This is a genomic window from Peloplasma aerotolerans (assembly GCF_030012175.1).
GTDB classification, from domain to species: Bacteria; Bacillota_I; Bacilli_A; order Acholeplasmatales; family Acholeplasmataceae; genus Peloplasma; species Peloplasma aerotolerans.
Genome location: NZ_JASCXW010000006.1, coordinates 1 through 14,137, shown reverse-complemented (window position 1 = coordinate 14,137; position 14,137 = coordinate 1). Strand labels below are relative to the sequence as shown.

The window sequence follows — 14,137 nt, the reverse complement described above, 5'->3', positions numbered from 1 at the left end:
TCGATTGATGATATGTGGATTATTTTTTTGCACAACCACCAACAAATATCTGTTTGGTTAAATATTGGTACTCACCAATCGTAAACCCATTTTCTTCCAATGAAGTTTTGATGTCTCTATTTAAATTACAGCCAGATGATATTTTTTTCCAGACTGGATTAATCCAATTAAAAATGGTTCTTAAAGATTTTTTTCTAGGATGGATATGTTCAATAAATAACAACCTTCCATTATCTTTAAGCACTCTTTTTATTTCTTGCAAGCCTTGATTAACATCTGTAACAGTGCAAAATACTAGAGTAAAAATAACAGTATCAAATGAAGCATCTGGAAAAGATAGATTTTCTACAGATGTTTCGTTTATTTTTATCTTGTCTTGATGAGGATGTTTTTGCACACGCTTGATTAATCTTTTATCAATATCTATATCAGTAATGATTAATGAATCAATAATATCAAAATGATATTGCATAAGATTGAGACCAGTACCACCACCGATTTCTAGCACACGGCCTGATGCTTTAGATAAAATGCTTTGTCTTGCTTTACGTAGAAATCGTTTTTCAAATAGAACCATGAATGAATCGTAGAAGGATACCATATTTTGACTCCCTACATCCTTATATATAGATGAATGTCTAACATCAGTATATCAAACATTCAAAATTAATCAATTTTTTCGTTTGAATTTTCAAATGGAATTGCATTCTTACATAATATATGATTTTTAACATATTAATAGAAATACAGCAAGTTTCAGCCATAAAACCTCTGATATTTGCTGTTTTTCCATTTTTTTTATATAATGGGGAGTGGGACACATCAATGAAAAGCAACCTGCCAGGAGTGATTTTGTTTTGATAAAAAAACTATTTAAGATAGATTTAGCACATATTAATATCACCCACGTATGAACGTTTTCATGCGTGGATTTTGCCATATAAAGATTAATGAAAACGAGAAAGAGGGTTCATATGAAGAAAACTAAACAACAAAATAATTTAATCATTGAAAGAAAGAATAGAAAATCATATGAAGAACTCATGACAGATGAGACTATTTTTGCTTTAGCAAACGGTGTGCTTGGGACAAGAGGTCACTTTATTGAAGGTTATGGAATGTATGATTATCCGCAAACGCTAGTTAATGGTTTTTATAATACATATCCTTATAAATATGAAGAAAACTATAAGCAATTTCCACAAGTAGGACAAACAATTGTTAATTTACCAGATGCGTCTTATATTAAGATTGAGTCTGATGATGAGGTTATTGATTTAAGTCATGCAGAATTCATTGAACTAGATAGAAATCTAGATATGAACCAAGGCACGACATTTCGTAAAGCAACTTATTTAACCAAACACGGATATGAATTTCAAATCGTTGAAGAAAAAATAGTTCCATACGATATTAACATGGTTGTTTCAAGACTAAAAGTTAAGTCGAATAATTACCAAGGAAAAATCAGGTTAACTTCATATTTAAGAATGCCTTTAGAAAAAAAGGCGCATCCACTCGACCCTAGATTACCCTATGCAACCAAAGATTTAGATATAGAACAAATTCATGCAGACCATGACTTTGCTTACTTAACAGCTAGAACAACAAACACTTCACTAAGCGCAAGAGTATGCATGACTCATGATCAACCGTTAGATTACAAAGTTGAAGATGATGAGGTTCATGCCTCTATGATTTATGATTTAAAACCTAATATTGATATTTCTCTGACCAAATATCAACTTTACTATACAGATTTAGAAACCGATGATTTTGATCAAGCAATGGATGAAGATTTAAAAAACTTACGTAAATTCGAAGATTATGTAGAAACAGAAACTATCATAAGAAAAGATTTTTGGTCAAAATCAGATATTCAAGTTGATGATACAAGGATAGAACAAGCACTTCACTTTAATATCTATCAATTGAACTTGAGTGGTGGTGTTCAACCAAGTACGAGTATTGCTGCTAAAGGTATAACAGGAGAAGGTTATGAAGGTCATTACTTTTGGGACACGGAAATATATTTGTTACCATTTTTTATCTTGACACAGCCACAAAAAGCTAAAAACTTATTAATGTATCGTTACCAAACGCTACATCATGCTAGATTAGAGGCTAAAAACTTAGGAGGAACTAGAGGTGCTAAAATACCCTGGAGAACCATTAATGGCAAAGAAGCCTCCCCATATTATCCAGCTGGCAGTGCACAAATCCATATCAATAGCGATATTGCATTTGCAATTAAATCATATTTTGAAGCAACCAACGATTTAGAGTTTATGACTGATTATGGTGCAGAAATATTACTAGAAACAGCTATTTTCTTGTTAGATTACGGACATTTCCAAAATCAATCATTCCACTTAAATAGTGTGACAGGTCCAGATGAGTATTCAGCAATTGTTGATAACAATTACTATACAAATCGTATGGCAAAAGCGCATTTTGAGTACACATATGATTTTATAACAGAACATAAAGATTCATTAAACGCGCTTTTAGAGCGTATTGATATAACAAATAATGACTTAGAACTTATGAAAAAAGCAGCTAAACAAATGACGCTTCTTGTCAATCAAGAGAGCAATGTTATTAAACAAGATGCATCATTTATGAGTAAAAAAGAATTAGATATTGAAGGCATTCCGAAACAAAACTTTCCCTTACTATTAAACTATCACCCATTATATATATATAAACATCAAGTCTTAAAACAAGCAGATACAATGATTGCTTTAGTATTACTTGATGAACATGACAAAACTTTATATCAAAATACATTTGAGTATTACTTGAAAAGAACAACTCATGATTCAAGTCTTTCCAAATGTATTTATGGTATCGCTGCATATCATTTAGGACATCATGAATTAGGCTATAAATATTTCAAAGCGGTAACTGAATTTGATTTAATGGATGTTAAGAAGTTTACAAGATATGGGTTACATGTAGCAAACTTAGGCGGTAGCTACTTAATGTTGATTTATGGATTGTTTGGTATTAGAATGAATAAGATTTTGTTGATAAATCCAGCTTATCAAACTGAAATTAAGAAAGCAAAGACAACGATATTGTATCAAGGTGTATCTATAGACCTATCACTTAATCAACAAAAAATCAATATCAAGACAAATGCACCACTAACGGTGATGATTTATGGACAAAAAGTAATTATTGACCAAGAACATGAGTTTGAGATGATATCATTTTAAATATAGAAGAGCACTGTGACACTTATGTTTACAGTGTTTTTTGCTTATTATATTTTATTAAATTGTATAAATTATAAATTGAGATAAAAAAAAGGTGTATAATATATCTAACATAAACGATTATGAAAAATGTAATGGAAAACCTAATAAAAAGGAGGGGGAGTATGAAAAGTATTTGTCGTAAAACTATGATGATTGTTATTTTAGTCTTTGCTACATTTACATTCGCTCAATGTAAAAGTGATCATCATCAAACCTTAGTTGTTGGAGCTGCTGAAATAAGTGGTAGTTTTATGGTAGGATTTGGTAATAATAAGTATGATGGTTGGGTTAAAGATTTAATACATGGATATGAAACCTATACAATAACTGAACACGGTGAGATCATCTTAAATGAAACAGTCGTTGAAACTGTAACAACATCTTTAGCTTCAAATGGTGATAAAACATATACATTTATTATTCATGATGACCTCAAATGGTCTGATGGAGAAAAAGTGACAGCAAGTGATTATGTGTTTAGTTTATTACTTCAAGCTTCTAAAGAATGGATAACCGCTGGTGCCTCATCAACATTAGGGGAATCACTTGTTGGTTATGAAGAGTACCGATTAGATGTAACATCTGCTAACACTAGATTTCATGGTGTAAAACTCATTAATGAATTTTCATTTTCATTAACGATTAAAGGAGAGTTGTTGCCATATTTTTATGAAACTCTTCATGTAGCGGTTAGTCCACTACCGCGGCATGTTTTAGCACCTGAAGAAGCGATAATAGATTCTAATAATCAGGGTACTAGAATTAGTGTTGAAGGATTTGATCTAGTTCCAAGTATTTCAAAGATTGGTGGTTACAGATATGTACCTACCGTAACATGTGGACCTTATAGGTTTATTAGTTTTATTGACCAAGTTGTCACATTAGAGAAAAATGATTATTTCAAGGGCAATGTTTATGGAGATACCCCTTCGATTAAAAACATCATCATCAAAAAAGTAAATCAAACTTTAGATGTTGATTTAGTGATTGAAGGTGAAATAGATTTAGTTGTAGATGTCATTGAAGGTAGTAAAATCCAAGCTGCAGAAGCATCTTTGGCAACAAACACAAACTACTATTCACGTAATGGCTATGGTGTATTAGTTATGCAAGCCCACTTCGGTCCTACCCAAGATTATAAAGTCCGTCAGGCAATTGCTTATCTAGCAAACCGCGAATCTTTTCTTAATCACATTCTTGATGGTTATGGTTCACTAACATATTCAGAATATAGTTTTGCACAATGGATGTATATTCGAAGTGAAGCGTGGATTGATGAAAACATCAATCAGTATGCATACTCGCTAGATGACGCAAACAATAATTTAGATGAAACAGATTGGATATATGAAAGTGATGGAACAACCCCATTTGATACAGGTAAAGCTCTTGTAGATAGCGAATACTATCGACATAATGAAAATGGTGAAGTTTTGAAAATCAATCATTTAAGTACACCTAATTGCTCAGTTAATAATTTTGTTTTGTTTGATGACAGTATCCAAAAAGCTGGTATATTGTATGAATATATTGAAAGATCATTTGATACACTACTTGATCATTACTATTATGCATATGAGCTAGAAGAGTCAGAAAAACTATATCATGTCTTCAGTTTAGCAACTAACTTTACTGTCGTTTACGACCCATATTATAGTTGGCATACAGATTTCCTAGGTACTTGGAGAAATGGTCATCAATTAGAAGATAGTCCAGAAAATCCTGCAGCGCTTCTAAATGAAGAAAATGGATTAATGACACTTGATGAATTAACAGTTGCTATGAGAGAACTTGATCCTAATGATAAAGAAACATACCTGGAACTATGGAGAAAGTATCAAATTAGATGGAATACATTAATTCCTAACGTACCTCTATATTCAAACCAATATTATGACATATTCAATAGCAAGCTTCAAGGTGTTGAATCAACCCCATATTGGAATTGGGCACTCATGATAAACAATATAACGTTTAGTTAAAAAACATAATAAAAATGGTTGTATCTATCATCTGGATATAGCCATTTTTTTATGTGTAAAGAGTACTCAACTTTACAGTTTAGCAGATGTAACATATAATATAAGTGTAAGTAAGAGACAAAGGAGGTAACTTCAATGGATCAAAAAAAATTAAAGATAGGTATTATTCTAGGAAGCACTAGAAAAGGTAGAGTGAGTCCACAGGTAGGCTCATGGGTTAAAAAATTAGCAGACCAAAGAAATGATGCTGAATATGAACTTATTGACATTAAAGATTTTAATCTACCACTACTTGGAGAGTCTTCAGAAAAAGAAGGTATCCTTAGATGGAGAGAAAAACTAGATGCACTTGATGGATTTATATTTATCGTTCCGGAGTATAATCATGGTATGCCAGGAGCACTTAAGAATGCAATTGACCATGCAAGAGAACCTTGGTTTAATAAAGCTGCAGGTTTAGTTAGTTACGGTAATGCTGGTGGAACACGATCCGCAGAACAATTAAGAAGTGTACTTGCTGAACAATATATTGCAACAATAAGAACCCATGTTGTTTTATCAACGTTTACAGATTTTGAGAAACACTCTATATTTAAACCAAAAGAACATCACGCAGAACAATTAAATACATTATTTGAGCAATTATTGAGTTGGGCCAATGCACTTAAGCCATTAAGAGCTTAACTTAATAAAAGAATATAAAACCCATTTGACGACCTATTGATATGATCCCCTTAAAGTAGACACTACAAATAATTAATTGTAGATGTTTATAGAAAGGGGATTTTTTCTTTTATGGGAAGAAAACAAAAATATAGTAAAGAGATCAAATTATTAGCAATCCAGAAATATCATAAATGTGATAAATGAGTATCTTGGTGGAACAGGATTAAGACAGATTATTGATGAAATTCTCAATCAAGGTTTTTCAATAGATAAACTTTTTTCAATGATTGGAACGATATTCATCACATTATCTGGTGTAGCATCGAGCATATTGAATATCCTGTTTATTCTGATTTTAACACCTGTATTTATGTATTATTTGATTAAAGAAAAAGCGTATATTTTTACGAACATTTCAAAAGTTATACCCGAAAATGTTCGACATCATGCTGTTGAGTTGGGAAAAAGAAGTGATGTTGTCATTCAAAATTACCTAAGAGGACAAGGGCTTATGATGGTCTTTGTTGCAGGGTTTTTTATCATAACTTATGGTATATTGTCATTTTTTATTCCAAACTTTAGCTTGCATATCGCCATATTATTTGGTGTCATGATGGGGTTATTTAGTGTTCTACCCTATATCGGTGTTTGGATAAGCATGTCTTTACCAGTAATTTTGCTTGTGACCTTACACCTAGAACACGGACAAGTAAATGATACTAACATCTATTTAGTAGGTATTATCATTATATTTGTATTGAATCTCATTGAAGAAATTTTAGAAAGTAGCATTGTCCAACCTCAAATTTTTGGAAAACAGGTTCACATTCATCCACTTGCTGTATTGTCTAGTTTCCTGTTTTTCGGTGGTGTTTTTGGATTCATTGGATTTTTATTGGCTATACCTATAGCAGGAACAATTAAAGTTTCTTTGCAATATATTAAAGAAGTAAATCAAAATGATATAGAAACACTCAAGTTAAGTGAAGTGGAAATAGAAAATAAATAGCACTTATATAATTAAAAAGTCTCGATATCTGAGACTTTTTTTAATGAAATCAAAAAATAGTGACCATATTATGATTGCTATGTTATATAATATAGTCAAATATAAATTGATTGGGGAAAATATATGAATAAGAAAATTTTTATCGCAGCTATTTTTTTTGTGATTGTTTTAACACTAACGGCATGTGGCTCTAAGCCTAAAGATTTTTCTAGTGCTGGAATAACGATTACGTTAACGGAAGATTTTATTGAAAAAGAAGTAATCCAAGCACCATTGTATTTAGAATCCATGAATCACATTTTTATGGGTATGCGAGAAAGCAAATCAGAACTTGCTGTTTATAACATCAACACTTTGAGAAAATATATAGATGCTGTACTTGCTAATGGGAATGTTAATGCACAAGTAGAAACCTTTGATGAAGATGGTATTTATTATTTGTATGCATATTATTCTGCAACAGTTAGTGAGGTTGAGTATGGATATATGCTTATTGTCATGGAGGGACAAAATCATTATTATTCAATGAACTTTGGTTGTCTAAACAAGAACTTAGATAAGCATAAAGATACATATTTTTCATGGGCAAAGACGATAATTGTTGACTAACTCTATTTAATGATTCGATTTAAAAAGAGACTAATTACGGGATTGTTTTATTCATTTTGTATGATATATTAAATAATTGAAAAAAAATCACAATTTTTCAAAAATTTATTTTGATATTCAAATATCTCATGATATGATAACAATAACAAACTAAAAAAAAGGAGAAATTAAAAAGTGCAGTTATTTCTATCGTTATTACCAGCATTGGTCATGATTGTATTGGTCATTGCTACAAGAAAAGTACTTATTTCTTTAGGAATAGGAATTATTCTAGCGGCATTGATCTATGCTGAGTGGAGTATTATTGGTATGGTGACATACATTTGGGGAAGTTTTATTGGAATCGCAACAAGTTTAGATTGGTATCTACCAATCATTGGATTTGTCGTTATTATTGGGGGCATTACAGCGGTAATTACTTTAATGGGCGGTATTTTAGCATTTGCTAATTGGGCTGTTTCAAAAGTGAAAAACCCAGTTGCTGCTCAATTATTAACATGGATTCTAGGTATCATTATTTGTATTGATGATTACTTTAATGCCTTAGTTATTGGTGAAGTTTCTAAACCAATTACAGATCAATACAAAATATCTCGTGCTAAGTTAGCTTATATTATTGACTCAACAAGTGCTCCAGTCGTTATCTTAATGCCTATTTCTACATGGGGAGCATATATTATTGGTATGATGGGTGGCTTATTTGTTAATAGTGGTTATACAACGCATACAGGATTCTCTGGATTCCTTGCTGCTGTACCTTATCAATTCTACCCAATTACAGCAATCATCATGGTTTTCTTAGTTATTAAATTAGGAATCAACTTTGGTGCAATGAAGCAGTTTGAAGATGCTTCAGCATCAGGTGACGATGTTTCTAAGCTAGATGCAGCACAAGCAGTATCTCAAGTTAAGATAGAAGGAACCAGAGCTACACAATGGTCTTTAATAGTACCTATACTTGTTTTAGTTTTTGTAACATTCTTTATGATGTTCTTAAAAGCAGGTTTTGTTCCATCAGAGATTATGGACCAAGAAATTACAGTTCCACTATTCCTTGGTGGGTTATCCGCATACATAACAGCAGTGATCTTCGCATTAACTGATAGAGCAGTTAAAATTAAGTCAATCGCTGTTGTAAGTGGTAAGGGTATGTTATCGATGTTTAAATCAGCAGTAGCTATCTTAGTGCTTGCTTGGATGGTATCAGGTGCTATTCAAGATTTAGGCACTGGAGATTTAATTGCTGCTGCAATATCAGGAACAAGTTTATCTCCTGCTTTAGTACCACTTGTTATGTTCTTTATCGCTGGTGGTATTGCATTTGCTACAGGAACAAGCTGGGGCTCATTTGGTATTTTATTGCCAATCGCAATTCCAATTGCAATGGCAACAAACCCTATATTTATGCCAGCAATCGTTGCAGCAGTTTTAGGTGGAGCAGTATTTGGGGATCATTCATCACCAATTTCTGATACGACTGTTTTATCTGCAACAGGAGCAAGATCAACATTACATTCACACTTTATTTCTCAATTGCCATATGCATTAGTTACTGCAGGTATTGCAGCATTCGGATATTTGGTATATGGATTAACTGAAATATTAGTACTATCATATTTGATTATTGCAATCTTAATCTTCTTATTTACTAAATATTGGAAAGTTATTTTTCTAAAAAAAGCGGATAAGGTCCAAGAATTACAAACTGAAAAAGAGTAAAAGTAAGATACACAACCAAAAATGATTGGTTGTGTATTTTTTTAAATTATAAAAATATCTTCAAATTGTCTATAAAATTTAGTATACTGAAGTAGGGTGTTGTGATGAAAAAAAATGTGTTTGTCAAAGAGACAAAGTTTAAAGGTATCGAAAAAAATCCATCTCTTTTGGGATTTGGGTGTATGCGATTCCCTACACAATCCAAGGATCAGCCAGAAATTGATGAGAAACAAGCATTAAAAATGATTGACTATGCTTATCAACATGGAGTTAACTATTTTGATACAGCATATCCTTATCATCATGGCCTGTCTGAAACATTTATTGGACAGGCACTTAAAAAGTATCCTAGGGACACTTTTTACTTAGCAACCAAAATGCCTACTTGGTTAATTGTTTCCTTAGACGATGCTCGGCGAATTTTTTATGAACAATTAGAGAAGTGCCAAGTTGACTATTTTGATTTTTATTTATGCCATGCCTTAAACAGAAGTAACTATAAAACATATCAAATACCAGGTGTGATGGATTTCCTATATCAAATGAAAAAAGAAGGGAAAATTCGTCATTTAGGATTTTCTTTTCATGATACTCCTGAGATTTTAAATGAAATTATACATGCGTTTAAATGGGATTTTGTTCAGTTGCAACTCAACTATTTAGACTGGGAGTTTCAAGATGCTAAAACACAATATAAAATCGTAAAAGAATACGGAGTTCCTTGTATTGTGATGGAACCTGTAAGAGGTGGTTTATTAGCGTCATTATCTGATAAATCGAAAGCGTATTTACTTGATAAAAATCCAGATGTAAGTATTGCATCTTGGGCAATTCGTTATGCTGCATCAAAACCAAATGTTTTGGTTGTTTTAAGTGGCATGTCTAATGAAGAACAAACAAAAGATAATATTAGAACAATGTCTGATTTTAAGCCTGTAAAACAAGATGAGCAAACAGTTATAGACCGAGCATTAAAAGTGTTTCTGGAAAGCAATGCAGTGCCTTGCACGGGGTGTAGTTACTGTATGCCATGTCCAGAAGGTGTTGATATTCCTGAATTGTTGAGAATATATAATCGATATATGATTACGAAAAGCAAAATGGATTTTAAACGAGAATACGAAAGATTAGAAGAATGTAAACGTGCAAACCTTTGTGTTTCATGTGGAGAATGCATGTCTTTGTGCCCACAAAAAATAAATATACCCAAGCTTATGCAGGATATATCTAATCTTTATCAAGAGATAAGTAACAGTTAGTCTTTGTTTATCATTTCGACAAATCTACAATAAGTTATTAATGTTTTTTTGATTTGATGGTTTTCTTTTTCTACAAGAAACAACTGTTGTAGCATTGAATCTCCAACAGGAATTACCATTTTTCCAGGATCTTTTAACTGATTGATCAATGTCTTAGGAAAATCTTTAGGTGCTGCAGTAACCATAATTTTATCAAATGGAGCATATACATTCAAACCATGATATCCGTTACCAATATGGTAATGGATATTTTTATTTCCTAAATCATCTAAAACTTGTTTTGCCTTTATAGATAATGATTCATGAAACTCAATGGTGTAAACATGGTTTGAAAGGTATGCTAATATGGCTGTTTGATAACCACTTCCAGTGCCGATTTCTAAAACTTTATCATTTTTTTGTATATCAAGATGATCTGTCATCAAAGCAACCATATAGGGTTGTGAAATCGTTTGGTTATCATCGATAGGTAGTGGATGATCTTCATAAGCCATATGATGATAAATATTTGATATAAATAGATGTCTAGGCACTTTTAAGAATGCATCAATAACCTTTTTGGTTTTGATGCCTCTACCAACAATCTGTTCATTGACCATTTGCTTTCTCATAGCACACAAATCATCTTTTTTCACGGTATCACCTTTTTCAGCCTTATCTTATCACAATTCTACATAGAGATAAAAAAAAGATGATATTCCAACGAATCATCATCTCTTAAATTAAGTTAGTTGATTTATTGAAGTTCTAAACTACGATCCATCATGTAATATGTACTGATGTATAGTATTGATGAAATCAATGTATAGATTCCTATAAAACTCCAATCAATATATGTTGTTGAATTTAACAAATCAATCGATACATCTTGATAGTTTGCAAATATCTGATAGACTGAATCAATGACAATAGACATTCCAAAATATATCAGTAAACCCATAAGGATTTTTCTTTCACCTTTATAAATAAGATTAAGAAATGAAAATAAAAACATTAAAATGGCAATTGAATATAAAGCATAGATAAAAAGTGCTAATATTAGAATTAATCCATCCATAGGGTTTTCTATAAACATTAATGTGATCATTCTAAACACTGTTAAAAACGAACCATCGAAAAAATAGAATGTAACAGCAAATGTAATGATGGAAATGATGACAGTACAAATTATCCAAAATAAATTAACTAGAATTTTAGAAAGCATAATATCAATTGTTTTTACAGGTAATGTAAATAGAAGATATCCAGGTTTACCATAAACACGTCTACCTAAAGAAATAATCATATTATAAATGGTGAATAATGACATGACACTTACAATAATAACTGCTCCAGAAAGCAAAATTGCATTTATATAAAATGCATCATCTGTAAGACTTGTTAATGGGTTAAGTACTGCAAGACCAAGTAGTGCGATATAAAATGGAACATATCTTCTATAACTAGCAATAAATTCGTGTTTAATCAGTTTTCTAAGCATATTTGAAGACCTCCTTAAAGGTTTCTAGTAGGGACATACCAGAAGTTTCTATGAGTTCGTCAATTGGCTTGTGTAGTAATACTCGACCTTCTTTTAAAAAGATAACTTCATCAAATAGACTTTCCACATCATATATTTGATGTGTTGAAAGTAGAACGGTTGAATCGGGCTCATGTTCGTTCATGATGGTATCCAGAATAATTTGTCTTAGTGCTGGATCAACACCACCTATAGGCTCATCAAAAATATAGATTTTAGCTCTTCTAGATAAAACAAGAGCTAGTTGAAGTTTTTCCTGATTTCCTTTTGACAATTTTTTAATATATACACGATCTTCAATTTTAAACTTTTTTAATAAAACTTGAAATCTATCATGATCAAAATCAGTATACATATCTTTGTAATAATTTTTTAAATCTTTAATTTTCATCCATGAGTCAAAAAAAAGTTGATCTGGCAAATATGAAATTAGTGCTTTTGATTTGTTTGATTTAAGATGTCCATCAATATAAACAGTTCCACTGTATTGCTTTAGCAAACCTGTTAAGACTTTAATCAATGTTGTTTTCCCACTGCCGTTTGGGCCTAACAAACCAATGATTTTACCTTTTTTCAATTCAAGGTTGACATTAACTAACGCGTTTAAACTACCATACGATTTTGTAAGGTTATTAATCTTTATGATTGTATTCATCGTTCCACCCCTTTGTTGCTATTATAATATATAAGTTATAAAAAAACATATTTAATTTTGAGATTTTATTCAAAAAAAGAGAAATAAAAAATGGGAACAAAGAACCGTTATTCCCATTTTATGATTTTTATATAAATTATTATAAAACACCTTGTTCCATCATAGCTTTTGCTATTTTATGAAAACTAAGAATGTTTGCTCCAAATAGAAGGTCTCTTTCACGATCATATCTCTTTGATGTTCTGTGTATTTCATGGAACATTTCACGCATGATTGAATCAAGTTTTGAGTCTATACGTTTAAATGACCACGCATATCTACTGGTATTTTGAGCCATTTCTAATCCTGATACAATAACTCCACCAGCATTTGCAGCTTTTCCAGGTGCATATAAAACATGATGTTTTTTGAGTAATTCAACAGCTCTATATGTCGTAGGCATATTTGCACCTTCGGCAACAATCATAACATCGTTATTAATTAGTTTTAGCGCAGATTTGTAATCAAGTTCATTTTGCGTAGCACAAGGCATAGCAATATCACACTTATATTTCCATATATCTGATGGATTATCTCCATAGGTTGCTTTATCATCATCATTTAAATAATCTTTGATTCGCTTAGGATTATCCTCTTTAATTTTTTTAATGATATCTAAATCGATACCACCTCTTTTATAGATATAACCTGACGAATCACTCATCGCAATCACTTGTGCACCTAATTCAATAGCTTTTTCTGCAGCATATATCGCAACATTACCAGATCCTGATACAATAACTTTCTTGTCTTTAAAACCTGTATTATGAAATGTTTTTAGGACTTCATCAACAAAATAACATAAACCATAACCTGTAGCTTCTTTTCTAACGAGTGAGCCACCATAGCGTTTTCCTTTTCCAGTAAATGCACCAGTGATTTCATTTCTTATCTTTTTATAGTATCCATACATGTAACCTATCTCTTTTTGTCCAACTCCAATATCTCCAGCAGGGATATCAATATCTGGACCAATATGACGGTAAAGTTCACTGATAAAACTTTGACAAAATCTCATGATTTCGAAGTCACTTTTACCTTTTGGATCAAAATCCGATCCACCTTTAGAACCACCTAAAGAAAGAGAAGTTAATGCATTCTTAAATGTTTGCTCAAAAGCAAGAAATTTGATAATAGACAAATTAACTGAAGGATGAAATCTAAGACCACCCTTGTAGGGTCCTTTTAGAGAACTGTATTGTACACGATAACCTCTATTCACACACACTTCGTTTTGATCATTTAGCCAGGATACTCTAAATTGAACAATTCTTTCTGGTTCTAAAATTCTTTCAATAATATTCATTTTCTCGTAATGAGGATACTCATCAATGATGCTATCTACTGATTCTAATAATTCTAAGGTAGCTTGTAAAAACTCTGTTTCATGTTCGTTTCTTGATACTAACGCATTGTA

The 14,137-nt window shown here is 31.6% G+C and carries 12 protein-coding genes; 7 read left to right on the top strand and 5 right to left on the bottom strand.

From position 1 onward, the window contains the following. Positions 1-19 precede the first annotated feature (19 nt). A complete protein-coding gene (locus tag QJ521_RS03085; RefSeq protein ID WP_282838956.1) occupies positions 20-601 on the bottom strand; it encodes a class I SAM-dependent methyltransferase in 582 nt (193 codons plus the stop codon). A 373-nt stretch (positions 602-974) separates the two neighbouring features. Between QJ521_RS03085 and QJ521_RS03080 the strand changes: the two genes are divergently transcribed. The 7 genes from QJ521_RS03080 to QJ521_RS03050 all read left to right on the top strand — a co-directional run bounded on the left by QJ521_RS03080 (position 975) and on the right by QJ521_RS03050 (position 10,507). Beyond that, entirely contained in the window at positions 975-3,221 is a 2,247-nt protein-coding gene (locus tag QJ521_RS03080) for a glycoside hydrolase family 65 protein (protein ID WP_282838955.1), read from the top strand. 164 nt (positions 3,222-3,385) lie between these two features. Then, complete coding sequence (locus tag QJ521_RS03075; protein WP_282838954.1) at positions 3,386-5,245, top strand: ABC transporter substrate-binding protein; 1,860 nt, start codon at positions 3,386-3,388, stop codon at positions 5,243-5,245. Between the two features lie 135 nt (positions 5,246-5,380). Further along, entirely contained in the window at positions 5,381-5,929 is a 549-nt protein-coding gene (locus tag QJ521_RS03070) for an NADPH-dependent FMN reductase (RefSeq protein WP_282838953.1), read from the top strand. 175 nt (positions 5,930-6,104) lie between these two features. Continuing rightward, positions 6,105-6,920: an AI-2E family transporter gene (locus tag QJ521_RS03065; protein WP_282838952.1), complete on the top strand. Its 816-nt coding sequence runs from the start codon at positions 6,105-6,107 to the stop codon at positions 6,918-6,920. A 123-nt stretch (positions 6,921-7,043) separates the two neighbouring features. Then, the gene (locus QJ521_RS03060; RefSeq protein WP_282838951.1) at positions 7,044-7,529 is read left to right on the top strand and encodes a hypothetical protein; all 486 of its coding nucleotides are present in this window, start codon (positions 7,044-7,046) and stop codon (positions 7,527-7,529) included. 174 nt (positions 7,530-7,703) lie between these two features. Then, positions 7,704-9,248, top strand: a complete 1,545-nt coding sequence (locus QJ521_RS03055; RefSeq protein WP_282838950.1) for a Na+/H+ antiporter NhaC family protein — start codon at positions 7,704-7,706, stop codon at positions 9,246-9,248. Between the two features lie 104 nt (positions 9,249-9,352). Continuing rightward, positions 9,353-10,507, top strand: coding sequence for an aldo/keto reductase (locus QJ521_RS03050; protein WP_282838949.1), 1,155 nt, complete (start codon positions 9,353-9,355; stop codon positions 10,505-10,507). On the opposite strand, the gene QJ521_RS03045 is transcribed toward QJ521_RS03050, so the two are convergent. From QJ521_RS03045 to gdhA, 4 genes are all read right to left on the bottom strand, one after another. Then, complete coding sequence (locus QJ521_RS03045; RefSeq protein WP_282838948.1) at positions 10,504-11,142, bottom strand: protein-L-isoaspartate(D-aspartate) O-methyltransferase; 639 nt, start codon at positions 11,140-11,142, stop codon at positions 10,504-10,506. The genes QJ521_RS03050 and QJ521_RS03045 overlap by 4 nt on opposite strands. A 101-nt stretch (positions 11,143-11,243) precedes the next feature. After that, the gene (locus QJ521_RS03040; protein WP_282838947.1) at positions 11,244-11,987 is read right to left on the bottom strand and encodes a hypothetical protein; all 744 of its coding nucleotides are present in this window, start codon (positions 11,985-11,987) and stop codon (positions 11,244-11,246) included. Beyond that, positions 11,980-12,681 carry an ABC transporter ATP-binding protein gene (locus QJ521_RS03035; RefSeq protein ID WP_282838946.1) on the bottom strand — a complete coding sequence of 234 codons (702 nt, stop codon included), beginning with the start codon at positions 12,679-12,681 and terminating at the stop codon, positions 11,980-11,982. Before QJ521_RS03035 ends, QJ521_RS03040 begins: the two co-directional genes overlap by 8 nt. A gap of 139 nt (positions 12,682-12,820) precedes the next feature. Further along, on the bottom strand, positions 12,821-14,137 hold a 1,317-nt coding region (gene gdhA / locus QJ521_RS03030), incomplete at its 5' end, for an NADP-specific glutamate dehydrogenase (protein WP_282838945.1).

Excerpts from the sequence above, each read along its gene's own strand:
- QJ521_RS03070 (WP_282838953.1), top strand. The coding sequence starts at position 5,381 with ATGGATCAAAAAAAATTAAAGATAGGTATTATTCTAGGAAGCACTAGA.
- QJ521_RS03050 (WP_282838949.1), top strand. The coding sequence starts at position 9,353 with ATGAAAAAAAATGTGTTTGTCAAAGAGACAAAGTTTAAAGGTATCGAA.
- QJ521_RS03075 (WP_282838954.1), top strand. The coding sequence starts at position 3,386 with ATGAAAAGTATTTGTCGTAAAACTATGATGATTGTTATTTTAGTCTTT.
- QJ521_RS03085 (WP_282838956.1), bottom strand. The coding sequence starts at position 601 with ATGGTATCCTTCTACGATTCATTCATGGTTCTATTTGAAAAACGATTT.
- QJ521_RS03060 (WP_282838951.1), top strand. The coding sequence starts at position 7,044 with ATGAATAAGAAAATTTTTATCGCAGCTATTTTTTTTGTGATTGTTTTA.
- QJ521_RS03080 (WP_282838955.1), top strand. The coding sequence starts at position 975 with ATGAAGAAAACTAAACAACAAAATAATTTAATCATTGAAAGAAAGAAT.
- QJ521_RS03035 (WP_282838946.1), bottom strand. The coding sequence starts at position 12,681 with ATGAATACAATCATAAAGATTAATAACCTTACAAAATCGTATGGTAGT.
- QJ521_RS03040 (WP_282838947.1), bottom strand. The coding sequence starts at position 11,987 with ATGCTTAGAAAACTGATTAAACACGAATTTATTGCTAGTTATAGAAGA.